This is a genomic window from Lamprobacter sp., assembly GCF_034860625.1.
In the GTDB taxonomy this organism is placed as follows: Bacteria; Pseudomonadota; Gammaproteobacteria; order Chromatiales; family Chromatiaceae; genus Lamprobacter.
Genome location: NZ_JAYESN010000046.1, coordinates 1 through 25,807, shown reverse-complemented (window position 1 = coordinate 25,807; position 25,807 = coordinate 1). Strand labels below are relative to the sequence as shown.

The following is a 25,807-nucleotide window of genomic DNA, read 5'->3' as shown; positions in this document are numbered from 1 at the left end:
CCGGCTGAATCTGCTGCGGAGGACAAGGCTTAGGCCCGATATGCGACTGTATATCGGGCCTTTCTCTGGTAGTTCATACCGATCCATCCCTAGGCCGGCCGATGGCAATCTCAATGCCGCTGAGCCGGCTCCTGCCTCAGCGCGTTCAGATAGAACGCTTGCTCTCGCAGGGCCACGGCCTGAATGTCGAGCAGCTTCTGGTAGTCGTCGGGTAATGCCTGATCCATTCCGGTGTCGAGAAAGCCTTCGATCGTCTCGGCGGTTTCTTGAAGCAGGCTCTCCAACTCGTTGAGGATGTGCCGGTAGTCGCTCTCGCTCATCCCGGTCATGGGCTTGGGTCGAAACGGTAGCCAAGGCGTTCGATGTCGGCTGCAAAATGCTGCCTGACCAGCTCAGCGGTTCCATCATCGTAGTACCGCCGATAGTCGTTGGCTCGATCAGTCGCCTGGCGACGGTGCGGGAGCTTGGGAGGCGGGATGCCGATCCGCCGGCAGGCCTCATTGAAGTCCTGCTCGAGATGCTCGTAGCGGCCGATGAAGTCAACGATCAGATTGCCGCGTAAATCGATCAGATAATCGGTCTGGCGCTCGATTGAGATATCGAGGTGATATTGTGGTGGTCGCTCGGGATCAAGCTTCCAGCGCAAGAAGGCGGCAAAATCCTGATGCCCCCCGAGGTACTGTGGACGCTCGCGACGAATATGGTGAAAGGAGCTGACCTGTAGATCCCAAGGGTTGCGGACGAAGGCAAACTTGAACAACGCCACGAAGCGCTCGCGCGGCAATAGCTCCTGAGCGGCGATAGCCTTGGCATGACGTGGCAGCTTGGTGGCGATGCGATGGCCGCTGAGATGGCTGAATCGGCTGCAGAGGAACATTGGCCAATACCAGGGGTCGGCCCAACGCCGAGGTGCCAAGGCGGCGCGCACGCTGGTCCCGCCGGTCTTGGCGATATGAATGAACAGGAACTGGTGCTTAATGGAGAGCAGCATAGGGCATTGTATACTGGCAGGCCTGTTGATCTGCGTGGAATCATGATATCAGCGACACAGCGCCACATCTCTGCACTGGAGCCGGTGTCGTTTGGCTTTTCCGCCTAGTGATGCTGGTTGGCATCACCTGCACTCAGGCTTGGAGTCCAGCCCAGGCCGAGCCCCGCTTTTCCGATGTCTTTCGACAGCATGCGGCGACCATGTTGCTGGTCGACCCGGGGAGTGGAGCAATCCATGATGCCAACGCGGCGGCGGCGCGCTTTTACGGCTATCCGCTGGAACGCTTGCGCGAGCTGCGTATCCAGGACATCAGTACCCTGGCGCCCTTGCGTCTGGATGCCGAGATGGCGCGCGCACAAACCGGTGAGCGCTCACATTTTGTCTTTCGCCATCGACTTGCGTCCGACGAGGAGCGCAAGGTCGCGGTTTGGTCCTCGCCACTCAAACTCGATGGTAAGACCCTGCTGTTGTCGATCATCGCCGATCTCACCGAGATGCGGGAGGCGAATGATCCTTTTTGGCATTACCAGAGCGGGCTTGAAGATAAGGTGGATCTGCAATCATCACAGATCGCTGCCTATGTCGCCGAGCGTCGAGTACAGGATCGGCGTACCATCCTGATCCTCCTGGTCAGCGTTGCCCTCTTACTGCTGTTGAGTGCGATGCTCGCTCGGGATGCGCGACGACGGCGGCAGGCGGAGGCCACCGCCAAGCAATTGTTGGAGAAAAACGCCCAGGCCAATGGGGCGTTGCAGCGCTTCACCGAGGTTGCCGCCCATCATCTGCAGGAGCCCTGCCGACGCATGGCCAGCTATGCCGGTCTGATCCGACGTCGGCTCGAGCGCGGAGCGCGGCTGGCGGAACTGGAGCCCTTGGCGCTGACGCTCGAGGCGCAGGCGATTCGGCAACGCACTCTGGTGCGCGACATGCAGCTGTATCTGGCTGCGGGCCAGGCCAGCGCGCGGCACGGCGTTGTTGATTCAGCCGGGTTAACGCGGGAGCTGTTCGCAGCCTTGGCTGATGATCGGCCCTCGCGGGCGCCCATGACCTTGTCAGTGGCTGAACTGCCGCACATTCCCCTCGACCATCAATGGCTGAGCTATTGTCTAGGCTGCCTGCTCGAGAATGCGATCGAGCACTCGGCGCCAGATCAGCCGCTCGAGATTCGCGTCTTCACTCGTGCTCCATCGGGCCGGCTGCAATTGTTGGTTGTCGACAATGGTCCAGGTATTTCAGTGTCCTATCGCGAACGCGTCTTCGGCGTCTTCGAGCAGCTCAGCCCGCCCACCTCGGCATCGAGCACCGGCATCGGACTGGCGATCGTGAGACGGATCATGGAGAGTGTTGGCGGTCGTGCAACCGCCGAGGAGACGCCGGGTGGCGGGACCACCATCGTTCTAGACTTTTCGCCCGAGGATCTGTCGTCATGATCATCAATCAACCGGTGTTTACCGTTTTGCTCGTCGAGGATGAAACGGCGGATGCTGACCTTGTGCGGATGGCGTTTGAGGAGAGTCGCTTGCTGGTCACCCTGCACCATGTGGTCGATGGGGTCGAAGCGCTCAAGTTCTTGCGTCGCGAGACCGAGGCCTTTGCCGCGGTGCCCCGTCCAGATCTGATCTTGCTTGATCTGAACATGCCACGGATGAATGGTCGGGAATTTTTGCAGGAGGTGAAGCAGGATGACAGTCTTCGGCCCATTCCGGTGGTAGTCTTGACCACCTCTGATGTCGAGCGCGACATCGTCGAGAGCTATGGCCTGGGCGCGGCCGGCTATGTCGTCAAGCCTGTCGATCTCGACCAGCTCATCCATGCCATCCAGGGCATGGAGCGCTATTGGTTTACGGTGGTGAAGCTGCCGCAGTAGCCTGGTTAGCCACTGCGGCTCCTGTGGAGAGCGGTCCGGCCCCCGGCTAGTGATCCAGCCGAGGAGACCCAGTGCGGTACCGCCTTCGCCAGCGGGCAGGGCTTAGTGCTCGCTCGGCACCAGATCACGGTAGGCATGCCAGGTGGCGTGGCCGACCAGCGGCATCGCAATCGCCAGGCCAATGTAGAAGGTTAGGATACCGATGCCGATGAAGAACACGATCAGCAGGGCCCAGAGCGTCATCGGTGCCCAGTTCTGAGTGACCGCCTTGACGCTGGTGCGGATCGCAGTAAAGCCATCGATTTTGCGGTCCATCAGCATGGGCACCGAAATGGCGCTGATCGCATAGGCGAGCCAGGCCAGCAAGAAACCCACGGCTGTGCTGGCGAAGGCGAAGGCATTGTGTTGCCCTGAAAGGAAGACGTTGCTGAAGAAATTCTCCAACGGCGGATGCATGCCGTTGTAGAGCAGTGCAAAGAGCACGAAGTTCGACATCATCCACAGCTGCATGATGATCAACAGGCCGGCTGTGATGACCCCAAGCTGGGCCTGATTCCGACGCCAGGCCTCGAGCGCACTACAGAATTGGATTGGCTCGTTGCGCTCGACATGCGCGCTCATCTGGTACAGCCCAAGGCCAATGATTGGTGCCAGCAGATAGAACCCGGCGGCCAGGAAGGGCACGATGAAGAACATGCCCTCACTTTTCAGGCCCAGGGTGATCAGTCCGCTGATCAGCACGATGGCGGCACCATAGGTGAGGCTGTAACGGCGGGCTGTGAGCATGTCGCGCCAGCCTTTTTGAATCCACTCCCAGGGTTGGGCGAAGCTGATCTTGTTGACGACAATGATGGCCTCCGCCTGCACGGCGTCGGCGACGCTGGTCTGATCCATCGCGAATTCCTCCGGTCGTAATCTTGTTTGTGATGGCTTGCTGCGCCCCTAATTTGGTTCAGTCACTGACAAAACGCAAGGAATATCGCTGATGACTAGGGCGGAGTTATCGCGGCGAGGCCTGAGCGCCTCACAGAGGTCCCGCCTGAGCGATTGGAAACCTACACGCGTCAGCGGCCGAAGACATCTCGAATGAGCGACTGAAGGCTGTCGCGCTTGAGCCGCCGACAGCCTCTGGCTAAGCGTCTCTGGGACTGGTCTGAGGGGCGCCGTCGAACAGTGCGCGTTTGATCCGCTCGAGGCGTGCATCCAGGGTCGCGGAGGCGGCTGCTGGGGTCTGTCGATACCAGTCCCGGAGCAGGGCGCTACTGTCGTCACTGCTGTTGGCGCTCTCGCCATCGGCCATTCGATCGCGCAGGCGCTCGACCCGGCGCTGCATCCGCTCCTTCTGCAAGTGTTGCGGCGAGTCGATCTGGCTGATGATCTCGAGACTCAGGCACAAGGCCTCGCGTCGCGCCAGGTTCTCGTTGAGGAGCTCGGCCAGCCTGCGGCGCTGACTCGGCTCGCGACAACTGCTGAGCACCTGATCGAACGCCTTGTCCATCGCTGCTGCGAGAGCAGCGTCCTCAAGGCTCGGCAAGGCATCCCAGCCCTGTTTCAGCCCCTCACAGTCCTGCTGCGTTCCAAGCACCCTGCCCCTGTCATGGTCAGCTGGGGGGGGCTCGGTGCCATTGGATGTCGTGGTGGCGCTCAGTGTGGCCGCACTGGACTCCGCCGCTATGAGCCGGCGACCGGCCTGGTCACAATAGGCGGCGCGTTCGGCGAGCGGCTCGAGCCCCGCCCAACGTTGGGCCTCATACAGGCTGGTGAGATGATCCTTGACCGCGGCAAGCGCCTCACGCCATTGGCGGTTCAGCGCTGACTGAGCCTGGCGAGGAATTGGCAGCGCCTCGGTGTCGTTCCAACGCGTCTTGAGTGCGCGGATCTGCTCCTCTAGTGCCTCCGGCAAGCGCTCGGCCTCAGCCAGGGCTAAGAGGTCTTGGCAGAGGGCCTCTCGCGTCGCCAGATTGTTGCGCAGGCTGGCTCCGCGCGCCTCGGACTCTGCCGCTCGGCGCGCAAAGATCACGTCGCTGGCAGCGCGGAACTGCTGCCAAAGGGCATTCTCGTCGCGATGTCGCCCGGGGACGCGGGTGTGCCAGCGACTCTGCAGTTGCTTGGCGGTATCGATGGCTTTGCGCAGGTCCGGCTCTTCGGCCAGCGCCTGCATCTGCTCAAGCAGCTGATATTTCTCTGCCTGATTGCGCTCGCGCTCTTCGGCCAAGCTGCGATCGAGCTGCCGCAACGCGCGTCGGAAGTGGCCTTCGATGGCGCGATCACGAGCGCTGTGATGGTCGCCTCCGGGGGCCTCGACCAGTCGGTTCCAGGCCTGTCGCATCTCGCGCTCGGCGCGGTGTAGCTTCTTCCAGTCGACGCGCTCCCAGTCGACCTTGGCCAAGAAGTCCTCGAGCCGTTTCGCCAGCGCCTCGCGCTGCTTGCGGTTCTCGCTGCGCAGTGCAGATTGGGCCTCGAGATAAGGTCGGCAGCGCTCGCGGATCTGCTCCGCGGCCTGGCGGAAACGCTCCCAGAGGGCATCATCGGCGGGAGCGCCCTGGCGATCGAGTGTCTGCCATTGGCCCTTCAGCTCCTCCAAACGGTTGATGCTGGGCTCATCGTCGTGCTGGGTGTCGGCGGCGAGGGCCTCGACCTGAGCGCAGAGCTGGGCGCGGTGCTCGTCTGTGCTCCAGCGCCGCCAGAGGCGTAGCTCGCGCAGCTGTGGGGCAATGTGTTTCAGGCGCTCATCGGTCGCGGCCAAAATATCCTGACCGAGGCCCGCTGTGCGGCCATGATCAAGGGTTGCGCTGATGCTCTGATAGAGCGGATCGGCCTTCTTTAGCTCGCCGTCGTTGAGATGCTGCTCCAGCTCGGTGAGACGCTCGGGCAGGGTCTCCAGCTTGCGCAACAGCTGTTTTTGGTGGCGCTCGAAGCGTTGCTCGAGACGCTCGAGTCGTTGGTCGATCTCTTGCAGCCTCGTCAGCTGCGCTTGCGGTGTGCTGTCGGCTTCCGCGGTGTCAGCCGTCCCGCTGGGGTCTACCGTGATCTCCGCCTTGTTGTGATGGCCAAAGGCCGCGGCGAGTGCTTCTGTGCTTGGCAAGCGGCGGCGGCGTTTGCGCAGGTTGTCGAGGCTGCCTTGATCGGGAATGGCGTTGCGCTCGCTTTGTCGGCGCAGATCAGCGAGCAGCTTTTCCGCCGCCGGTCCGACCTGATCAAGCTGTTCGATCTGTGTGGTTTCTGGGTGCTGTCTGTGACGTGCCGGCTCAGCGCCCCGGAAGGTCGGGTCCAGCGCAGGGGGGGGGGCTGCGGCGTCTTGCTCGGCGTCCCCTCGAGCGGTCTGCAGAGGCTGAGGCCTCTGCTCAAGGCCGCTCGGGTCTTCTCCCCTGGCTTGCTCAACCTCGTCCTCACTGCCGGGCTCCGATGCTGTTTCGAGCGCTCTTGCGGTTTGGCTCTCCTGCTCGGTCGCCCGGGTTGTTGCCGCTGTTCGCTGAGAGGCCTCGTAGTCCGCAAGGAAGCGCTGCCGGAGATGCTGGAAGCGATCGCGCAGGATCTGATCGACATCGGTCTCGATGCGTTGCCATTGCTGCTCGAGATGCCCGAGCACGGCGCGATCCTGCAGCCAGTTCTCGTAGCGGCCCAGCCCCTCCAAACGCTCGCAGAGCGCGTTGCCGAGCGCTTGCGCCCGCTGTGGGCGCTCTTCCTCATCGATGAGCTGCTTGAGGCGTTCGCGGGCGAGTCGATAGACCCGTTTGTCGCGTTTGCCCATAGCTTTGACGATTTGCTCCAGCGCCTCTTTCTGCTGTACGCGCTCGGCGGCAGCCAGCCGGTTACCGGCGACCATGTCATGGATCGCGCAGTTCGCCAGCACTGCGGCATCCTCAAGCTGGCTGATCGCGGCAAGGCGCAGCTCGGCCTCAGTGGCTTGCGTGGCGGCTTGCGCAATGACGCCTGGGTTGGTTGAGCGGCTGAGTTCGGCGCGCCGAGCCTCGAGGCTCGGCGCCTTGGCGTCGAGTCCATACAGCAGGCGCCGATAGCGGGCCTCGGCCAGCTCGCGCACACCCGCGTCCTGGTCGGCATCGGCCAGGTCTCGCAGTCGCCCGAGATCGGTCAGTTGTCGACAGGCATTCCGACGGACATTGGCCTCGGTGCTCTCGAGTGCGGTCGCGAGCTGGGCCTGGGTCTGTTGAGCGTCGGGGGCCTTGGGCTCGGCGCGGCGGCCGAACAGACGTTTCAGCAACATGATAGCGAGGGAACGGTGACGGCAAGGTGACCGTCCATTGTATACCGCTCAAGGCTGATCAACGGGTGCCGCGATCAACGGACGCGGCCTTCACCGACGAAGGGGTTGGTGCGACGCTCTTCGCCGAGCCGGCCCATCGGGCCGTGTCCGGGGATGAAGCGCACCTCATCGCCGAGTGGGAACAGGCGCTCTTGGATCGAACGAAGCAGCTGCGCATGGTTGCCGCGTGGAAAGTCGGTGCGGCCAATCGCGCCTCGGAACAAGACATCGCCAACCTGGGCTAGACCCGCGTCGCGATCAACGAAGACCAGGTGGCCGGGCGTATGGCCAGGACAGTGCAACACCTCGAGGCGGCGCTCCCCGAGCTGCAGTTGTGCGCCCTGCTCAAGCCACTGATCGGGGCGGAACGCGGTCTGTGGCGGGAAGCCAAACATCTGGGCCTGCTGCGGCAGCGCATCGAGCCAGAAGGCGTCGTCGCGATGCGGGCCGATGATCGGCAGCTCGAGCTGAGCGGCGAGCTCGGGCGCAGCGCCGACGTGGTCGAGATGGCCATGGGTGAGCAGGATCATGCGCGGCTTGGCGCTGAGGCGGTTGAGTGCCGCCCTGATGCGCTCTGGCTCACCGCCAGGGTCGACAATGGCAGCGTCTTGGGTGGTTGGGCAGATCAGTAGGGTACAGTTCTGCTCGAACGGCGTGACGGGGATGATCTCGAACTGCATCATGGGGCCTTCTGGGTGGCGTCGGATCGGGCGGCGCCTTTGCGCAGCAACAGGGTGCGGGTGCCAGCCAGGCGGTCGTACCAGGTGAGCTGGTCGCGGTCGAACAGCATCCACCAGAGGCCGAGCCCGGCGGGCGCGAGGGTCAGGAGGGCAAAACCGATTCGGCGCAGTGCCTCCAGGCTGCTGAGGGGAGCGCCATCCTCGCGCAGAATCAGCAGCCGCCAGGTGCGCATCGCCAAGGTCTGACGGCCCGCGCTCCAGAAGTAGAGGTAATAGCCGAGGATCACGGCGACCAGATAGAGTTGAAAGACGAAACCGGCAAGCCCGCGGGTGAGGTCGGCGCCAAGCAGACCTTGCACCAAGAGGGTGTAGACGAAGGCGGCGGCGAAGAGGACCGAGGCGATGAGGAGCAGATCATAGAGGATCGCGGCCAAGCGGCGTGGCAGGCTGGGGCTGCGGGACTCTGAGAGGTTGGTCATGGCGTGGCTCGCGGGTTGAGGACGTTGCTCGCATCGGCTGGACCTCGACGGTTGCGCTTGCGCTGGGTACCTGACAGCCGTAAAGGGTGCATGCGCTAGACTCTGCTGCATAAATCTTTGGGATTTCGGGACGCTCGCTGCAACATGGGCGCGTTTCAAGGTTCTGCTCCACAACCGGGTTGTTCTGTGAAACTACCGCGATTCAGCGTCAAACCGACCCTTTTTACCTTGCTGCGCCGGCTGCCGATGCCGGTGATCGGGATCTTAATCGGACTGATCGCCGGATTGGCGGTCTGGATCACGCTGGATCAGGTTCAGAGCCGCGCGGTGCAACGCATCTTTGGCCGTGAGCTGTCGATGCGGCTTGACCTCCGTGCGCGCGAAAGCTTGATCCGCTTTGATCAATATATGACGAATTATGCGGCAACGACGCGCCTGCTGGCCAACCATCGGCGTTTGGCTCAGTACCTGGAGCCGTTGTTTTGGTTCCCGGGCGAGGTGGTTGATCCGGTGGTCTATGCTGGCTTTCGCCCCTTCTGGCTGCCTGATGTGTTTGGCCGTAATGCGCTGTTGGCGCCTAGTCATGTGTTGCTGGTGGATGCCCGTGGTTTGGTGCGTGAGGTCTATCAGTCCGGCGACGAGCCCTTGCCGGCGGAGCTGGCTACCGACCTGGGGCCTTGGCTGACGGAGCCCGACCAGGTGCAGTCGGTGCTGGCGCGCTTTGGCGATCATCCCTACCTGGTGGTCAGTGACCCTGTCGAGGATGCGAGTGGCTATACCATGGGCCGGCTGGTGGTACTGGTGCCCGTGGACACCGCTTTCCTCTCCGCCTCAGAGGGCAGTTTCTCCGCGGACCGGTCGGCCGTGGCGCTGATCGACGCTGACGAGCAACGCATCCTCGCCAGCAACGAGCCCAATGAGTTGATTCCCGGCACCTTGCTTAGCGAGTGGAGCGACGAGTATCTGGTCACCTCACAATCGCTGCCCGCCTACGAAGGCTCGAACTGGAACCTGCTGTTCGCCACCTTCATCCCGCAGCGCAGTGTGGCCAAGATGTCGAGTAATGTGGTCGATTTCGAGCGTAATCAGCGCTTGATCGCCGCCTTGGTCTTTATTTCAGTCTTCACACTGGTCATCTATCTGGTCTCAGCGCGCCTCAACAAGGTGCTAAAGCGCATGACCCGCTTTTCTCAGCGCGCGCTCGGGATCGAGCAGCCTGGGTTTAGAGGCGGAGGTAACCAGCTGCTGCTGCTTGAGGAATGGATGCAGCACTTCACCTCCTTGGTGTTGCGAGCACGTGAGGAGATGCGGCGCAAGCACGAACATGAGATGCGTGAGACCGAGGCGTTGAAGGCGGCCATCATGGAGGCCTCGCTGGATTCGATCGTGACCTTGAACCGGGCTGGTGCGGTGATCGACTACAACCCGACCGCGGAGTACACCCTGGGCTTTGACCGCGCTCAGATCATCGGCACTGATTTCGTGCGCGCCTTTATCGCCCCCAGCGATCGGGCCAAATTCATCGGACTGCTGCAGGAGTCGCGCCGTCGTGGTCCACTTGGAGATCGACCGCACGCCCGCACCGAGCTGCATGCGGTGCGCAACAACGAGCAACTGTTCCCGATCGAGATCTCGATCGTGCCGATCGCGCTCGACGATGAACCTGTTTATACGCTCTATATCCATGACATCACCAAGCGCAAAGAGGCCGAGCGTGAGATCAAGGGGCTTGCGCGCTTCGCCAGTGAGAGCCCGAGCCCGATCTTGCGGGTCAATGGGGCTGCCCGCATCGTCTATGCCAATGCCTCGAGTCAGCCGCTCATTGCGGCCTGGGAGACTGAGCCCGGCGGGCCCTTGCCAGGCCGTTGGTGTGACCAGGTCCGAGAGACGCTCGATGCAGGGGAGACCCGCGAGTACGAGGATGATCTGGGCAGCACCATCTACTCGCTGCTTTTCGTGCCGATCCAGGATCTCGGCTATGTCAATATCTACGCGCGCGACACCACTGCGGTGCGCCGCGCTGAACAGGAATCGCGCCAGCATCAGGCCGAGCTAGTCCATGTGTGCCGCCTGAGCACCATGGGCGAAGTGGCGACCGGAATGGCGCACGAGCTGAACCAGCCGTTGTCGGCGATCGTCAACTATGCCAACGGCGCGAGCCGTCGCCTGAAGAGTGGTCAGGATGAGCGCGCGCCGCTGATTGATGCCATGGCGCACATCTCCGGTCAGGCGCAACGCGCTGGCGAGATCATCAAGCGGTTGCGGGCCTTGGTTGGCAAGCAGCAACCGATTCGCTCGGTGGTCGATCTCAATCTGCTGGTGCGGGAGGTCTGTAGCTTCGTTGAGTTCGAGACCGCGAAGCTGGAAATGCAGATCGAGCAGCAGCTGTCCGAGGAGGCGATTCCGGTCGATGTGGATTTGGTGCAGATCGAGCAAGTACTGCTGAACCTGGTGCGAAACGCGCTCGATGCGCTAGAGGAAACGACCGCCAGCGAGCGTGCGCTGAAGATCAGCACTCAGCGCGTTGGTGACCGCGCCCTGGTCTGCGTGCAAGATAACGGACCCGGCATCGCGCCGCAGCGCATGGATCTGCTGTTCGATCCCTTCTTCACCACTAAAGAAAGCGGAATGGGTATGGGGCTACCAATCAGTTTGACCATCCTTGAAGATCATGACGGCACAATTCGCGCCGAGTCCACGCCTGGTGCCGGTGCCTTGTTCCAGGTTGAGCTGCCGGTCGCGGCAGAGGCTGTGGCAGACGAGGCTGACATGGCTGATACTGCCGATGCTGCCGATTGCGAGGATGAGACTGTCTTCAGTGAACGACCGCCGGCAATGGCGTTGGCGGATGCCCGGGAGCTGCATCTGATCGCGCCCCCGCGCGCTGAGGGCATCGCTGAGGGCATGAAGAGATGAGCAGGGCACTGACCGTCTTTGTGGTCGATGACGACCATGCCATGCGCAGCTCCTTGAAATGGCTGATCGAGTCGGTTGGCATGCAGGTCGAGACCTTTGACTCGGCGCATGCCTTCCTTGACGCCTACTATCCAGGCCGCGCCGGCTGCCTGTTGCTCGACGTGCGGATGCCGGTGATGAGCGGGCTTGAGCTGCAGGAGTACCTAGGGCGGCGCGAGATCCGTATTCCGGTCATCATCATCACCGGCCATGGCGACGTGGCGATGGCGGTGAAGGCGATGAAGGCCGGCGCGGTGGACTTCATCGAGAAGCCATTCGATGATGAACATCTCTTGAATAGCATCCGCAAGGCTCTGCAGTTCGACGAACAGCATCGCGCGCTGCATGCGCGCAAGGCTGAGATCGCGGCGCGGCTAGCCGAGCTCACGCCGCGCGAGCACGAGGTGATGGCGATGGTGACAGATGGAAAATCGAACAAGGAGATCGCCTCGCTGCTCAATGTCAGTGCCAAGACCGTTGAGGTGCATCGGGCGCGGGTGATGGACAAGATGCGCGCCGATTCACTCGCCGAGCTGGTGCGCATGGCCCTGATCGCGGGTGGCGATGACGATCTTTGACCCCAGCCTTAACGAGGACCAAGCCGATGTTATTCAAGCGCCGGACGCTGTTGGCTTGGGCCTGCTACGACTGGGCTAACTCGGCCTTTGCAACAGTCGTCATCGCCGGCTTCTTTCCGGTCTTCTTTAGTCAGTTCTGGGCCAGCGATCTTCCTGATGCAAAGAGTACCCAGTGGCTCGGCTACACCAGCAGCGCGGCCAGCCTGCTGTTGGTGCTGATCGCGCCGGTCCTAGGCGCGCTAGCCGACCAGATCGGCGCCAAGAAGCGCTTTTTGCTGGGCTTCACGCTGCTTGGGCTATTCGCAACCGGCGGGCTGTACTGGGTTGGTGCCGGGCAATGGCAGATGGCGCTGCTGCTCTACTTGGCCGGACTGCTCGGCTTCTTCGGCAGCAATATCTTCAACGATGCGCTGATCACCGATGTCGTTGCGCCGACCGACTACGAGCGCGCCTCATCCCTGGCCTATGCGCTGGGCTATCTGGGAGGCGGGCTGCTGTTTGCGCTCTTTGTTCTGATGGTGTCGATGCCCGAGCGCTTCGGGCTTGCCGATCAGGCTGCAGCGGTGCGCCTCTCGTTCCTTGGTGTGGCGCTCTGGTGGGCGGTCTTCACGCTCCCATTGCTGCTGCTGGTGCCGGAGAGTCAGGGGTTAGGCCGACGGCGTTTCCCTGCCGCGGTCCGCGGCGCCTTTCGCGAGCTGGCGCAAACCTTTCGCGAGATCCGCAAGCTGCCAAACACCTTTCTGTTCTTGCTCGCCTATTGGTTCTATATCGACGGCGTCGACACCCTGATCTTCATGGCGGTGAAGTACGGGCTGGATCTCGGTTTCCCGAGCGCGAGCCTGATGGTTGCGCTGCTACTGACCCAGTTCGTTGGCTTTCCAGCAGCCTTGGCGTTTGGATGGCTCGGGGCGCGCGTCGGCCCCAAGCCAGCGATCCTACTCGCCATCGGTGTCTATGTGCTGGTGATCGGCGGCGCCTCGCAGATGAGTCAGGTCGAGCATTTCTATGGCCTCGCCATCGCGATTGGGCTGGTCCAAGGCGGTATCCAAGCCCTGAGTCGGGCCCTGTTTGCAAGCCTCATCCCGGCCGGACAGACCGCGGAGCTGTTCGGCTTCTACAACATGATCGGCAAATTCGCGGCCGTGCTTGGCCCCTTTCTGGTCGGCACCACAGCCGCCTTGAGCGGTGATCCGCGTCTGTCCCTGCTGCCGATCTTGCTGCTGTTCCTGATCGGTGCGGCGTTGCTGTGGCGGGTGGATGTCAAGGCAGGGCGCATGGCTGTCGCGACGCTGAGTAGGCCCTCAGCTGATTCCCCTGGCCGTTAGACCGCTTGGCCAATCGCGCCCTCAGTGGTGCTACCAACAGGGGGCAGCTAGGCTCGACATCACCCCCATCGCGTCCCAAGGCGTTGGCGTCGGCATCCCGCTCCAAGATCCACCGGACTTGAGCCGGATCACATATTCGGCCCATTGCAGTGGCCGCGGCAGATAGCCGACCTGCGCGGCGATGCTGCGCAGCTCGCCGACGAAAGCCCGATCGCAAGGCGCATTGGGGCCCGGCTGCGCGGTGCAGAGGTCGTGACGCATGCAGGCGGCATCGAAGGCGTCGATCGGTGGCGGCCAGCCTCGGCTCGGATGGTCGATGCCGCACCAGTTGCCATAGAGCGGCATGCATTTGAAGGCTGCGGCGTCGCCAGCCGCTAGGAGTAGGACACCGCCCGCCAGGGCGCTCAATAAGGATGCGGCAGGGGCTCGAAACAACATCGGGATACCTCCAAGGCCGTCAGCTGGACGGACGTTCTTTAAGACAAAGGAGCGGGGCCATCGCAAGGCCGATCAGTGGGTGATATCCGTGATCAGCCATTGATGGCCTTGGAGGCTGAGAGTCACGAAGGTGGGAGCGGCGCCCAGCTTGCCAAGTCGGATCACGAACCGATCCCAGGATTCGAAGAAGGCGAAATCGACGGCGCTGATAAAGTTGCTGCTGTTTGGGCCGGCTGGGTCGTCGGCGCGCTGGCTTGCGGCGACGAGGGTACTGCGAGCCCAGTCAAGGTTGATGGCTTGATCCAGCGCTGCATCGCCTAGCTGCTTGAAATTATTAGCGAGCCAGCCGAGCACCTTGTCGGTGTCGAGCTGAAGCAGGTTCTGCTCTCCGTTGCTGTGGTTGGCGGGCTGTCTGCTGGCTGGTGGGCCGCTCTGGGCAGCCTCTGTTTGCCGATCCGTCACCCGTGACAGCAAGCCGTCGACGCTGCTGCCAATGCGCGCCTTGTACTGCGCTTGAATGGCGGCCAGATCGATGAGGGGCGCGAGGGCCTCGGTGTCCGGGTTTTCCAATGCGTTGTTGAGCCTAAGGATACTGGCATAAGGCCAGATGCCATAGAGAACGAGGGCCAGCAGGATCGAGAGGCCGAGGAAACGCGCCATGGTGTGAGTCTGATCAACCGTTAGGATGGATGACCCGGTATTCTACGAGGGTCGTGGCAGCTGCGCTGAACCTTCGTCGACTGGCATCATCCTAGGAGCAGTGGCTGAGGGCTGCGCGAAACCTGCGGCACATCGAGGCTGTAACCGATTTGAATGCGATCTCGCTGGTGCTTTATGACTGATGCTGCCACCTCAGGCCTGGAGTACTACCTCGTCGGCGGTGCCGTGCGCGATCGCCTGCTCGGGCTTGAGGTCAAGGAACGTGATTATGTCGTCATTGGCGTCGATGCCGATGAGATGCTTCGGCGCGGTTTCCTGCCGGTGGGCAAGGAGTTCCCGGTCTTTCTGCACCCGCAGACCAAAGAAGAGTATGCGCTGGCGCGCACCGAGCGCAAGACCGCGCCGGGCTATCATGGCTTTGTCTTCCATGCAGAACCGAACGTGACCCTTGAGCAGGATCTCGAGCGACGTGATCTCTCGATCAACGCGCTCGCCGAGACCGCGGACGGTCAGATCATCGATCATTACGGCGGCCTTGCCGATTTGGAGCAGCGTCGCCTGCGCCATGTCTCACCCGCCTTTGGGGAAGACCCGGTGCGCATCCTGCGCATCGCCCGTTTTGCGGCGCGCTTGCAGGGGCTTGGGTTCTGGGTCGCAGATGAGACCCTGGCGCTCATGCGCAGTATGGTTGCAGCGGGCGAGGTCGATGCACTGGTGCCCGAGCGCGTCTGGGCCGAGCTCGCCAAGGTGTTGTGCGAGCAGAGTGCTGAGGCGCGGCTGTCGGTGTTCTTCGAAACCTTGCGCGTCTGCGGCGCCTTACAGTGCCTACTGCCAGAGCTCGACCGGCTCTGGGGCGTGCCGCAGCCGGCCAAGTGGCATCCCGAGATCGACACCGGGGTGCATGTCATGATGGTGCTCGACACCGCGGCGCGGCTCTCGCCGCTGCCTGAGGTGCGTTTTGCGGCGCTCTGCCATGATCTCGGCAAGGGCAACACCCCTGCTGAGATCCTACCCAGTCACCATGGCCACGAAGAGCGTGGCGTGACTTTGCTGGCCGATGTCTGCGAGCGTCTGCGGGTGCCGAGGCGCTATTGCGAACTGGCCCGAATCACCGCTCGTTTCCATGGCAAGGTGCACAAGGTTGACGAACTGCGTGCCGCCACGATTCAGGATCTCTTCGATGGCGTCGATCTCTTCCGCCGTCCCGAGCGTTTCGAGCAGATGCTGATCGCCTGCGAAGCGGATTTTCGCGGCCGCACCGGCTACGAGGGGCGTGACTATCGACAGGCGGCGCTGCTGCGGCGGCTGGCGCAGGCGGCGCGTGCGGTGAATGCCGGTGAGATCGCCCAGGCGACCGACAACAAGGCGTTGATCCCGCAGCGGTTGCGCGAGGCGAGGATCAGTGCAATCCGCGGGGCTCGCGGAGACGCAAACGCCGAAACCGCGGAAAGCCCATGCACCGAAGGCCGTGCATAGGGTGCAACGGCCTCTGGCTAGCTGCCTCTAGAGGGTTGGTTTGGTGTGATGAATCTTAAGGAGCTGATCTGCTAGGAGCCTATCGAATGGCCAACTTTCGTGCTCATCTGACGGGCGGCGCCCTGATCTCCGGGGTTGCGGCCTTTGCAAGTTATGGCGAGGGGCTGTCAAGCAGTGCTGAGACGCAGGCTCTGTTCGTGCTCGGCACGGCGGCGAGCCTCTTGCCGGATATCGATGCCGATGACTCGACACCGGTGCGGGCGCTGTTCAATAGTGTCGGCATCATGCTTGGCTTCATCCTGGCATTTCGGATTGACGACCTTGTGCCGATGGAGGTGGCCGTGCTCGAGCAGATCGCGGTCTGGATTGCCGTGAGTCTGTTCGTTGCCTTCCCACTGCGTTGGGGGTTTGCGCGCCTGACCGTACACCGTGGTGTTTGGCATACCCTGCTGATGGCCATCGTGCTGGCGTTGGCGACGACCGTGGCAGCGGATCTCTGGCTGGCTGTCGAGCCGTTACTGGCCTGGCTGGCCGGCGGCTTTGTGTTGCTCGGTTACCTGACCCATCTCACGTTGGACGAGATCGCCAGTGTCGATCTACTCGGCCGGCGCGTGAAACGCTCGTTCGGCACCGCCCTCAAGCCGCTCAGCCTGCGCGCCTGGCCCTGGTCGCTGTTGCTGATCGGGCTGGCCGTCTTGCTGATCGGTCTCACCCCTGATCCTGCGCCACTGCTTGCCGGCGTTGGTCAGCTTGGGCTCTCAACTGAGCCCTTGACCGCGCATTGGCCAAGGTGGTAAGCGCACCCCGGTAAGCCTCCCTCATTTCCCACCAGCCGGTAGCATCCGACTCGCCGCTAACAGGGTTGATGACCTATCGTTCTGGCTTGAGCAGGTCGGCGAATCGGATGCTGGGTCAGCCGGATCGCGAATCGGATCGCGTCGGCGCATTGGGCGATCGCCTAGCCGCGATGTTCCCGGTGTTGAAGTGCGGAGAAGGCGCCGTATCCCAGCGTCACCGGGATCGCGAGCAGGATAACAAGCGCAATAGTGGCTTCCAAGATCAAGAAGATGCTAGCAAGGATGGGGGCCATGTGTTGTCTCCGGTCGGTTCAATGAGGGGGCGCCGTCACGTGAGGCGGCCTTCGGCTCGCCTCCATTAAGACCAACCATAGCACTTGGTTATTATCTGAGGCTTCGAAAAAACTTGATTAAGCTTCGTGTTTTCCGAATCCAAACGCGCCGCTTTTTCGCTCGCCCGCCTACCTGTTGAAGAGTTCATCTGGGCAGCCTGCCCTCGGCAGGCTGAAGCCTTCACAACGAGAGGTGGGAGCCGTCTGCATTCAGTTTTCAGGCTTTGAGATCTCCTTCGGGCTCGTCCCGAAGCGATTGTCGCCAGCGGTGCTGTCCTGAATCAGGAAGAAGATCAGGATGATCGGGCCGACGATCGGGATCAGTGCGATCAGCACCCACCAACCCGTGCGGTCTGTGTCATGCAGACGCCGTATCGCCACGGCGATGCCAGGGATCAGCACCGCCAGCGCGTAGATACCGCTGAGCAGGCCCATGCCGTCCTCTTGATCGAGCGTGCCGATCAGCTTGTCGGTCAACAGCAGCAGGGTGATGATCAAGAAGTTGATCAGGAAGTAAAACCAGTACTCCTTGCGGCGGGCGCGGCCAGTGAAAACCGCGTATTTCCGTAAGACCTCGAGATACCAATTCATCGATTTCTCCAGTGAGCGTTTTGCCCCTGTACCGTTGTGGGGCGCTGGTTGGGGATAGAGGCATTAGGCGTCGATGTTGCTGGGCGCCATCCATCCCGCGATGATGATCCCGTCGAAGCCGATTAGGCGCAAGGGTACTGCTGCCTAAACAATACGCGGTTTCAGGGTAGACTCGCCAGATGATGCGCTCGCGAACGAAGAATGAAGAGCATCATCAAGACGATCACCATGAGAGGGGTTCGAGTATGGCGTCTTATGCCGAGATCTATCAACGCTCGATCGAGCAGCCAGAGGCCTTCTGGGCAGGTGCGGCCGAGGGCCTGCATTGGGATCAATCCTGGGAGCAGGTGCTCGATCGCACAGCGCAGCCAACCCCGCGCTGGTTCGCGGGTGGGCGGCTCAATACCTGCTACAACGCGCTCGATCGGCACGTCGAGGCCGGCCACGGCGAGCGCCTGGCGCTGATCTATGACAGTCCAGTCACAGGGCAAGTCCAGCGCTACAGCTATCAGGCGCTGCGCGATCAGGTCGCGGCGCTGGCCGGTGCGATTGCCGCGCAGGGTGTCGGTCGGGGCGACCGGGTGATCATCTACATGCCGATGATCCCAGAGGCGGCGATGGCGATGCTCGCCAGCGCGCGCCTTGGGGCGATCCATTCGGTGGTGTTCGGCGGCTTTGCGGCGCGTGAGCTGGCGACCCGCATTGACGATTGCCAACCCAAGCTCGTTCTCTCGGCCTCCTGTGGCATTGAGCCGAATCGCCTCGTCGCCTACAAGCCGCTCATCGACGCGGCCATCGAGCAATCCACGCACAAACCAACAGCCTGCATCATCAAGCAGCGCCCGCAGCTCGCCGCCGAGCTTCAGCCGGGGCGCGATCTCGACTGGGACGAGGCGGTAGCCGCCGCTGAGCCAGCTGACTGCGTGCCGGTCGCGGCGACCGATCCGCTTTATATCCTCTATACCTCCGGCACCACGGGTCGGCCCAAGGGCGTGGTGCGCGATAACGGTGGCCATGCGGTGGCGCTGCACTGGTCGATGGCCAACATCTACAACGTCCAAGCCGGTGACGTCTTCTGGGCCGCCTCCGATGTCGGCTGGGTGGTCGGTCATAGCTACATCATCTATGGGCCGCTGCTGGCCGGGTGCACCACGCTGATCTACGAGGGCAAGCCGGTTGGCACCCCCGATCCGGGCGCCTTCTGGCGGGTGATCGAGGAGCATCAGGTCAAGGTGATGTTCACCGCGCCGACCGCGATCCGCGCGATCAAGAAGGAGGACCCCAAGGGCGAGCATCTAGGGCGCTACGATCTCAGCGGGATGCAGAGTCTGTTCTTGGCCGGCGAGCGCTGCGATGCGGACACCCTGCATTGGGCGCGGCAACTGCTCGACAAGCCGGTGATCGATCACTGGTGGCAGACCGAGACCGGCTGGGCTATCGCCGCCAATCCGCTCGGCATCGAGTCGCTGCCAGTCAAGCCCGGCTCGCCGACCCGGCCGATGGTCGGCTACGACGTGCGTGTGCTGGACGATCGGGGCGATGAGCGTCCGGCCGGCGAGATGGGCGACATCTGCATCCGGCTGCCGCTGCCGCCCGGCTGTCTGGCGACGCTGTGGAACAACGACGCGCGTTTTCGCGAGGGCTATCTGAGCCGGCATCCTGGCTATTACCTGAGCGGCGATGCCGGCTTCAAGGACGAGGACGGCTATGTCTGGATCATGAGCCGCACCGATGACGTGATCAATGTCGCCGGGCATCGGCTCTCGACCGGGCAGATCGAAGAGGTGCTAGCGAGCCATCCGGATGTCGCCGAGTGCGCGGTGATCGGCGTGCATGATGCGCTCAAGGGCCAGCTGCCGCTGGGGCTGGTGGTGCTCAAGGCCGGCGTCGAGCGCGGCGTCACCGAGCTGAACGCCGAGCTGATCCAGCGCGTGCGCGATCAGATCGGCCCGGTCGCCGCCTTCAAGCTCGTCGCCATCGTCTCGCGGCTGCCGAAGACCCGCTCCGGCAAGATCCTACGCAGCACCATGGTTAAGATCGCTGATAACGAGACCTGGGCGATGCCGGCAACGATTGATGATCCGGCGATCCTGGATGAGATCGCGCAGTCGTTGCGGGCGATGGGGTATGCGCGGTGAGTGGGCGCTGAGCGAAGCTGAACTGCTAACAAACGGATCAGCGCGATCGAGCCCAGGCCCTGGATCAGTCCCGTGATCATGACCAGCAAGGCACCGGTGAGCAGGGGCCGTGTCATGGTCTGAAACGGGCTGGCAGCGTCATCCCTTATGGCTTACCCAGGATCACATAGCCCGAGGCGTTGCCATCACCCGAGAGCCCGAGTCCGAGATAGAAGGGGCCGAGCCAGGTGTCGGCGCCAAAGAATAGGCTGCTGCCGTAGCGGGTCTCGCTCGGGTTCAGCTCCTCACGGACATCCCAGAGGCGTCCGGCCTCGACTGATCCGCCGAGATAGAGGCCCTTGCCGAGCGGCGGCGTCAGCGTGGTTAGCTGATGCTGGTAGACCAGGCTGCCGAAGGCGTACTGGTTGCCGCGGAACTGCTCGTTGGCGTAGCCCGAGAGCTTGAGGAAGCCACCGAGCGGGAACTGATCGTAGTACGGCATCTGGTCGCCGAACGAACTGCCACCACGGAGGTTTATGGTTAGCGTATTGGCTCCGCTGCTGATCGCCTTGCCGCCCTGGATCTCGGTGCGGAAGTATTGCTCGTCGGCACCGAGGTCCTTGAGCGGCGCGAACAGATCGGCCTTGAGGTAATCACCCCGGCGGGCCAAGGCGCCACTGTCGCGGGTGTCGAACAGCAGCCGGCCACGCAGACCGGTCTCGTTGTTGCGCATCTCGGGCACTAGTGATGAGCCGGTATCCACGGTGGCATCGGCTTGGCCGGTCAGCAGGCCGAGTCGCAGTTCGGCGAAGCGGCCGAAGGTGGTGCCCACGTCCAGGCCGATGCGATAGCGGGCGATGTCGTAGCGGGCAACACGGCCGTCACCCTGGAAGACGCTGAGTGGTACCTTACCGAGGTCGATGTAGGGTGCGACGAAGCCGGTCCGCGCGGTATCGAAGGGCTGATAAAACTCCGAGAACAGGTGCGGCTCGTTGCCCATATTGATACTGCTCAGCCATTCACCGCCGAGCGCGTTGATCCAGGTCTGGCGATAGGTTGCGCGCAACCCGAAACGGCTGTCGCCCTCGAAGTCGTTGCTGAGGCCGAGGCCGAAGCTCAGATAGCCCGGTCCCCAGGCCTTTTCGACGGCGTCGACGATCAGCAGGTTGCGCCCATCCTCGCGCTCGATGCGGTAGTTGACCCGCTCGAATTCCCCACGCCCGTAGAGGCGGTTGAGGTCACTCTCGAGCTCGCTGCGGTCGAGCGGTTGGCCTTGGTGCCGTTCCACCACGGACTCGAACAGATCTGGATTAATCCGCTCCAGACCGACGACGCGGACCTCATCGATATGCTCGATCGGCTGGCGCCGACGCTCGATCGACGCGCGCCAGGCGGCGTACTCGGCCGGACTCACCCCGAGGGTGGCAAGCTGCGCCGAGACCTGCCGCGCCGCCTCGACGCCCGTCGCGATCGCCTCCGACCCGCGGTTGAAGTCGCCTGCGCCGATGTTACCGAGCTGCGGTCGGACTAGGATGTCACGCCGGGGATCGATCTCGGCGAGCGACCGTTCCTCATTCTGGGCGAAGACAAAGTTGATCATCTGCCCAAAGCTGCCCAGCACCGTGCTCAGCTGCTCGCGGCTTGGCGGGGTGGAGTCGAGCTTAACCACGATCAGCCGGTCGACGCCCATCGCGCGCGCGATGTCGACCGGGAGGTTACGCACCAGTCCGCCGTCGACGTAGATCCGGTCCTTGGTTTCCAAAGGCGCGAACACGCCCGGCACGGCCATGCTCGCGCGCATGGCCAGCGGCAAGGGGCCCTGGTCGATGACCACCATCTCGCCGCTTTCAAGATCGGTGGCGACAGCCCGAAACGGGATCGGCAGCTGATCGAAGTGCGCGACCCCTTCTGCCCCGTTAGTCAGTTGACTCAAGTAGAGCAGCACCTCTTGGCCCGAGATCGCACCCTTGGGCAGGCGGAACTTGCCATCACGCCGGCCGATGGCAAAGCCGAAGGTCGGGCGCAGACTCTCCTCTTTGCGGCGCATGGGCCACTCGGCGCGTGGGGGGTCATCGTCGAAGAGCTGATTCCAATCGACCGAGGTGACCGCCTCATCCATCTCGGCGGCGCTGAGGCCGGATGCGTAGCCACCGCCGACCAGCGCCCCCATACTGGTGCCGGCGATCGCGTCGATCGGCACGCGCAGCTCCTCAAGGACCTTGAGCACGCCGATATGGGCCGAGCCTTTGGCGCCGCCACCGGCCAGCACCAGGCCGACCCGGGGACGTGCGTCCGCATCCGTGGCGGTGGTGAATGCGGCCAGTAAGCAGACTGTGACGAAGGCGAGCCTCATGATACTTCTCGTCTATCTAAAAGCGGCTGCCACACTAGCATGGTCTCTAGCCGGGTGCCGATACCGCCTTCATCTTTTACCGAGTCCTTCATCTCGTGTTTCCAGTGCTTGGTTGAGTAGTGCTCCAGATCGGTTATTGAATAATATTTAATCATTCTAAATCAAAAACTTGCTGGGTAACTCAACAGATCTGGAGCACTACCCGCGGCTCGAAGGGTTTGGCTTCCTCACGAGGCTCGGCGAGGGAGGCCAGCGCTTCCGAGATAAAGATGACGGGCAGGTCCGGGTTGTCGAGTGCTGTCCGTCCCACCTAGGCCCAGAATTCGATCTGGCTCGGGATGCTGCGATGCTCGGCAGCGGCGTCGGACCTCGCCTGCTGATAGAGGTCAGGCGGAATGCGGACGGAAATGCTCTCGCTGCTCGGGTTGCTCATTGCCTGCCTTTGTCCTCCATGACCATGTTTGTGGTGGGCGATTATCGTCCGTACGGCTTGGAATTAGCGGCCGCGCTTCTCGCGACGTTGGAGCCAGACTTCCAGTCCTTGGGCGTTGAGTTCCAGATCCACGGCCAACAGCTCGTGCATACGCGGCTCGTCCAGCCTGCAGCCGTGAGTGCGGGCATCAGCGATCAGGTGCGCGCTGATCGCGTCCTTGATGTGGTCCTTGCGCGCAGGTCGAGGCGCGTCGGCATGTTCCAGCGCGATGGCGGCGAGGTCGCGGATGCTGCGCCTGAGCTGGTCCACCTGCTGCGGCGGGGTGTCGATGCGACAGTAGTGCGTCAAGAAGGCGGCCAGGGGCTCGAGGGTCAGCATCCGGTCCAGGCTCTGCAGCCAGGCGTCTGGATCGAAGGCCACCGGGGTGGTCGGCGCGAATAGCCAGGGTCCGGCGGCGGTGTCGAATTCCCGATAGGAGATGCCGAAGGTGTCGCCGGTGAAGAGGCCGCCGGAGCCTTCGTCAAAGATGCAGCCGTGGTGGTTGGCATGGCCAGGCGTGTGGATGAAGCTGAGCTGACGGCCGGCGAGGTCGAAGGTCTGACCGTCGTCGGCGGCGATGACGCGCGCCTCGGGCACTGGCTTGAGCGCGCCAAAGTCTCGGGCAAAGGCGTCCTCGCCGTAGACCGCGGAAGCGCCAGCGCTGAGCTTGGCGGGATCGATCAGGTGCGGCGCGCCCTTGGGATGGGTCACTAGGGTCGCGTTGGGGCAGGCGGCGATGAGCGCGCCGGCGCCGCCGGCATGGTCGAGATGGACATGGGTCGGGATTACATAGTCGACATTGGCAGGCGTAAGCCCGAGGTCGTTGATCACCCCGAGCAGGCCGGGCACGCTGTGGGTGGTGCCGGTGTCGATAAAGGCGAGCCGATCGCGCTCGCGGATCAGATAGCAGGCGGCGAGGCCGTCGCGGTAGAGGCCGGTCTCGATGCAGAAGACGCCGTTGGCGACAGCTTGATAACGGGTGGCGGCTGAGTCAGCGTTAGGCATGGTCATTTCCAATGAATGTCGGTCCGCGAACAACTTGAACAGCCTTCAAGCCTCATGGGCTGTCTGGCAGGGCCCACTTTAGGCCGGTTGCTCAAGTGAATGGCGGGCAGGCTGTTAGCGGAGGCTCGGCAAGGGTTAACGGGTGCTCGGCAAGCAGGGTAGGCCGAAGGCGCGAAAGTCTGGATCGATGGCCAAGCAGATTGGCAACGCCAGGCGCCGCACCAGCGCAAAGCTGGTGCAGTCGGTGAAGCTGTAGTGCCTGTCTTGCTGTTGCCCAAAGATGGACCAGGCGGCGGCCTCATCTTGTGGGGTGATGCGCTCCATGCGCGCGACGCGCCGCTCATGCAATGTGCAGCCAAACTGATGCGCAACGCTCCAGCCAAGATGGTAGCGCGCTAGGGTGACGGTCTCGTCGAAGACGTAGTTGCTCGTGACCAGTCTGCCGCGGTACTCAACAAACGCCTCGACGATCGCCGCGTGATCGGGGTCTTTCTTGTCCAGCAGGGCATACCAGGCGCCGGTGTCGACGAAGGCGAACGGCAAGGCTTTAAGGTCCGTACAGGTAGCGATTGTGATGGCGACCAACCGCGTCGCCGCTGCCTTCGCCAATGCCGATCAGGGTGTCGAGACTGTCTTCAGCCAGTGGCTGATCCTCCTCGACAAGGTGCTCGTCGATGAGGCCGTGGAGCAGCGATGCAAAACTGATGCCGCGACGCTGGGCTTCGTCACCGAGGCGCCGGTGCAGCCCGGTTTCGAGTGAAATCGGTGTGCGGTCCATGGTCATCCAGGCGATTCAAGGTTCAGGAAGGTCAGAGTATAGCGGTTCCGCCTGATCGGTTGGCCAATTACGCCAAAAAGCTTCGTGTAAACAAGCCCATTCTGTATGGTGACCAAGGCGCATGGTGCTCCATCTCCGAAGTGGTAACGGTTCGGAAACAAGCGGCACAACTTTAACAACGATGCCAGATTAAAATACTCACCCGACCGAATCTCAAGGCATCCAGGTCTCGTGCTCGAAGCCGATCAGGCTGCGCTGCTCGCGGCTGAACTCAATGCCGATCAGGTGGATCGGTAGCCCTTCGGCGCGGTATTTGTCGGCATAGCCACGGTCCTTGATCTGCTGCAGCGCCTGACCTTTTGAGGCCAGCTCGACGACCTTGAATTCAAACAGCCAGAGGCGGCCATTGAAGCGCAGCCGCAGATCGAGTCGGCCATGGCTGCTGGCGTCTTCGGTGACGAGATCCAGCCCGAGGGCGGCCAGGTGGCTGTAGAAGACGCTGGCGTAGAAGCCTTCGTAACGGGCAATGGGATTGCCGTCGTGCCACTGGTGCGGGATGGCAGCGAACAGACTCTCGATGTGCTGGCGCAGGGCGTCGGGGTCATCGGCGACCAAGACATCATAGAGTCGGCTGACGACCTGGTCGGCGATGGAGGGATCGCCCATCAGCCCCTTGAGCAGGGCATCGTTGAGCGCACTCTCGACCTCAAGATTGGGGTAGCCAAGGCTGTATTCGGTGCGCGCGCCGATTCGGCGCGAGCCGCTGAAGGTGAGATAGCCGGTCTGCCACAGCAGCGCCTCGGGCGCGAGATGATCGACATCGAAGGCTGAGAGCAGCGATTCGGTGGCCTGCAGCCGGGCCAGGCGCGGGGTGAAGAAGCCGCGCCGGGAGAGCAGATCGACGAGGAAGGTCGGCGTGCCGGTCTCGAACCACCAGGCGCGGAACTCGCGCGTCTCAAACAGCAGCAGCAGATCGAAGGGGTTATAGACCGCCTCCCCCGTCCAGTTGTAGCCGTTGTACCAGGCGCGAACCTGCTCCCGGTCCAGCCCGTCCAGCTCAGGGGCGAAGATCTGGTCCAGATCGGCCTCGGTGTAGCCGCAGATCGCCGAGTAGCGGGCATCGACGGTGAGATCGAAGAGATTGTTCAGCCCCGAGAACAGGCTGACCTTGCTGAACTTGCTCACCCCGGTCAGGAAGGCGAAGCGGATCGAGGCATCCGAGTCCTTGATCACCGAGTAGAGGTTGCGCAGCCCGTCGCGCATCGCGCGGGCAGTCTCGGGGTCGCTGAGGTTATCGAGGATCGGTTTGTCATATTCATCGATCAGCACCACCACGCGCTCGCCGCTATTGGCCTGCGCACCGCGGATCAATTCGCCAAAGCAGCCGCCAACGCTGGGCAGCGTGCAGCGGATGCCGAGCGCCTGTTGGTTGATCTCGAGTTGTTCTCGGATCTTGACCTCAAGCTCCTCTGGATCGCGAACAATGCCGCCGCCGAAGCTGAAGCGGATCAACGGGAAGCGTCGCGACCAATCCCAATGATCTTCCGCCTCCAGCCCGGTGAACAGCGCCTGATGGCCGCTGAACAGCTCGGCGAGGGTGTCCAGGAACAGGCTCTTGCCGAAACGGCGTGGGCGCGAGAGGAAGTAAT

Annotated in this window: 23 protein-coding genes and 1 pseudogene; 9 read left to right on the top strand and 15 right to left on the bottom strand. The window is 62.7% G+C overall.

Features of this window, described 5'->3' with window-relative positions; translation table 11 throughout:
• Positions 1-110 precede the first annotated feature (110 nt).
• Both VBE63_RS13425 and VBE63_RS13420 read right to left on the bottom strand, forming a co-directional pair.
• The gene (locus tag VBE63_RS13425) at positions 111-329 is read right to left on the bottom strand and encodes a hypothetical protein (protein WP_323683539.1); all 219 of its coding nucleotides are present in this window, start codon (positions 327-329) and stop codon (positions 111-113) included.
• Positions 326-991: a sulfotransferase family 2 domain-containing protein gene (locus VBE63_RS13420; RefSeq protein WP_323683538.1), complete on the bottom strand. Its 666-nt coding sequence runs from the start codon at positions 989-991 to the stop codon at positions 326-328. The genes VBE63_RS13425 and VBE63_RS13420 overlap by 4 nt, the downstream gene beginning before the upstream one ends.
• A gap of 110 nt (positions 992-1,101) precedes the next feature.
• On the opposite strand from VBE63_RS13420, the gene VBE63_RS13415 reads away from it, so the two are divergent.
• A complete protein-coding gene (locus tag VBE63_RS13415; RefSeq protein WP_323683537.1) occupies positions 1,102-2,421 on the top strand; it encodes a sensor histidine kinase in 1,320 nt (439 codons plus the stop codon).
• Positions 2,418-2,858 carry a response regulator gene (locus VBE63_RS13410; RefSeq protein WP_323683536.1) on the top strand — a complete coding sequence of 147 codons (441 nt, stop codon included), beginning with the start codon at positions 2,418-2,420 and terminating at the stop codon, positions 2,856-2,858. Before VBE63_RS13415 ends, VBE63_RS13410 begins: the two co-directional genes overlap by 4 nt.
• 102 nt (positions 2,859-2,960) lie before the next feature.
• On the opposite strand, the gene VBE63_RS13405 is transcribed toward VBE63_RS13410, so the two are convergent.
• The 4 genes from VBE63_RS13405 to VBE63_RS13390 form a co-directional block, all read right to left on the bottom strand.
• A complete protein-coding gene (locus VBE63_RS13405; RefSeq protein ID WP_323683535.1) occupies positions 2,961-3,752 on the bottom strand; it encodes a DUF2189 domain-containing protein in 792 nt (263 codons plus the stop codon).
• A 238-nt stretch (positions 3,753-3,990) separates the two neighbouring features.
• The gene (locus VBE63_RS13400) at positions 3,991-7,083 is read right to left on the bottom strand and encodes a DUF349 domain-containing protein (RefSeq protein WP_323683534.1); all 3,093 of its coding nucleotides are present in this window, start codon (positions 7,081-7,083) and stop codon (positions 3,991-3,993) included.
• 74 nt (positions 7,084-7,157) lie between these two features.
• Entirely contained in the window at positions 7,158-7,802 is a 645-nt protein-coding gene (locus tag VBE63_RS13395) for an MBL fold metallo-hydrolase (protein WP_323683552.1), read from the bottom strand.
• Positions 7,802-8,281: an RDD family protein gene (locus VBE63_RS13390; protein ID WP_323683533.1), complete on the bottom strand. Its 480-nt coding sequence runs from the start codon at positions 8,279-8,281 to the stop codon at positions 7,802-7,804. Before VBE63_RS13390 ends, VBE63_RS13395 begins: the two co-directional genes overlap by 1 nt.
• Positions 8,282-8,467: 186 nt before the next feature.
• Between VBE63_RS13390 and VBE63_RS13385 the strand changes: the two genes are divergently transcribed.
• The 3 genes from VBE63_RS13385 to VBE63_RS13375 are packed head-to-tail and all read left to right on the top strand — an operon-like array spanning position 8,468 to position 13,139.
• A complete protein-coding gene (locus VBE63_RS13385; protein WP_323683532.1) occupies positions 8,468-11,197 on the top strand; it encodes a PAS domain-containing sensor histidine kinase in 2,730 nt (909 codons plus the stop codon).
• Entirely contained in the window at positions 11,194-11,814 is a 621-nt protein-coding gene (gene fixJ, locus VBE63_RS13380) for a response regulator FixJ (protein ID WP_323683531.1), read from the top strand. Before VBE63_RS13385 ends, fixJ begins: the two co-directional genes overlap by 4 nt.
• Positions 11,815-11,840: 26 nt before the next feature.
• A complete protein-coding gene (locus VBE63_RS13375; protein WP_323683530.1) occupies positions 11,841-13,139 on the top strand; it encodes an MFS transporter in 1,299 nt (432 codons plus the stop codon).
• Between the two features lie 30 nt (positions 13,140-13,169).
• On the opposite strand, the gene VBE63_RS13370 is transcribed toward VBE63_RS13375, so the two are convergent.
• Together VBE63_RS13370 and VBE63_RS13365 are read right to left on the bottom strand one after the other, a co-directional pair.
• The gene (locus VBE63_RS13370; protein WP_323683529.1) at positions 13,170-13,577 is read right to left on the bottom strand and encodes a hypothetical protein; all 408 of its coding nucleotides are present in this window, start codon (positions 13,575-13,577) and stop codon (positions 13,170-13,172) included.
• A 72-nt stretch (positions 13,578-13,649) separates the two neighbouring features.
• A complete protein-coding gene (locus tag VBE63_RS13365) occupies positions 13,650-14,237 on the bottom strand; it encodes a DUF2939 domain-containing protein (RefSeq protein ID WP_323683528.1) in 588 nt (195 codons plus the stop codon).
• Positions 14,238-14,411: 174 nt separating this feature from the next.
• Between VBE63_RS13365 and VBE63_RS13360 the strand changes: the two genes are divergently transcribed.
• Both VBE63_RS13360 and VBE63_RS13355 read left to right on the top strand, forming a co-directional pair.
• Positions 14,412-15,713 carry a multifunctional CCA addition/repair protein gene (locus VBE63_RS13360; protein ID WP_323683527.1) on the top strand — a complete coding sequence of 434 codons (1,302 nt, stop codon included), beginning with the start codon at positions 14,412-14,414 and terminating at the stop codon, positions 15,711-15,713.
• A gap of 86 nt (positions 15,714-15,799) precedes the next feature.
• Positions 15,800-16,510 (top strand): metal-dependent hydrolase, encoded by a 711-nt coding sequence (locus tag VBE63_RS13355; RefSeq protein WP_323683526.1) that lies wholly within the window; start codon positions 15,800-15,802, stop codon positions 16,508-16,510.
• A gap of 161 nt (positions 16,511-16,671) precedes the next feature.
• On the opposite strand, the gene VBE63_RS13350 is transcribed toward VBE63_RS13355, so the two are convergent.
• Together VBE63_RS13350 and VBE63_RS13345 are read right to left on the bottom strand one after the other, a co-directional pair.
• On the bottom strand, positions 16,672-16,803 hold the full coding sequence (locus VBE63_RS13350) for a hypothetical protein (RefSeq protein WP_323683525.1): 132 nt from the start codon (positions 16,801-16,803) through the stop codon (positions 16,672-16,674).
• A gap of 249 nt (positions 16,804-17,052) precedes the next feature.
• Positions 17,053-17,433 carry a DUF805 domain-containing protein gene (locus VBE63_RS13345; RefSeq protein WP_323683524.1) on the bottom strand — a complete coding sequence of 127 codons (381 nt, stop codon included), beginning with the start codon at positions 17,431-17,433 and terminating at the stop codon, positions 17,053-17,055.
• Positions 17,434-17,678: 245 nt separating this feature from the next.
• Here VBE63_RS13345 and VBE63_RS13340 point away from each other — a divergent pair, with 245 nt between their 5' ends.
• Entirely contained in the window at positions 17,679-19,571 is a 1,893-nt protein-coding gene (locus VBE63_RS13340) for a propionyl-CoA synthetase (protein WP_323683523.1), read from the top strand.
• Positions 19,572-19,716: 145 nt separating this feature from the next.
• Here the strand turns inward: VBE63_RS13340 and VBE63_RS13335 are convergent, their stop codons facing one another.
• The 4 genes and pseudogenes from VBE63_RS13335 to VBE63_RS13320 form a co-directional block, all read right to left on the bottom strand.
• On the bottom strand, positions 19,717-21,903 hold the full coding sequence (locus tag VBE63_RS13335) for a patatin-like phospholipase family protein (protein WP_323683522.1): 2,187 nt from the start codon (positions 21,901-21,903) through the stop codon (positions 19,717-19,719).
• A gap of 181 nt (positions 21,904-22,084) precedes the next feature.
• Positions 22,085-22,336 (bottom strand): annotated as a pseudogene (locus VBE63_RS13330) (ParD-like family protein).
• 63 nt (positions 22,337-22,399) lie between these two features.
• Positions 22,400-23,380 (bottom strand): MBL fold metallo-hydrolase, encoded by a 981-nt coding sequence (locus VBE63_RS13325; protein WP_323683521.1) that lies wholly within the window; start codon positions 23,378-23,380, stop codon positions 22,400-22,402.
• A gap of 135 nt (positions 23,381-23,515) precedes the next feature.
• Entirely contained in the window at positions 23,516-23,923 is a 408-nt protein-coding gene (locus tag VBE63_RS13320) for a type II toxin-antitoxin system VapC family toxin (protein ID WP_323683520.1), read from the bottom strand.
• A 31-nt stretch (positions 23,924-23,954) separates the two neighbouring features.
• On the opposite strand from VBE63_RS13320, the gene VBE63_RS13315 reads away from it, so the two are divergent.
• A complete protein-coding gene (locus VBE63_RS13315) occupies positions 23,955-24,140 on the top strand; it encodes a hypothetical protein (RefSeq protein WP_323683519.1) in 186 nt (61 codons plus the stop codon).
• Positions 24,141-24,371: 231 nt separating this feature from the next.
• Here VBE63_RS13315 and VBE63_RS13310 read toward each other — a convergent pair.
• The coding region (locus VBE63_RS13310) for an ATP-binding protein (RefSeq protein WP_323683518.1) at positions 24,372-25,807 on the bottom strand (1,436 nt) is incomplete at its 5' end.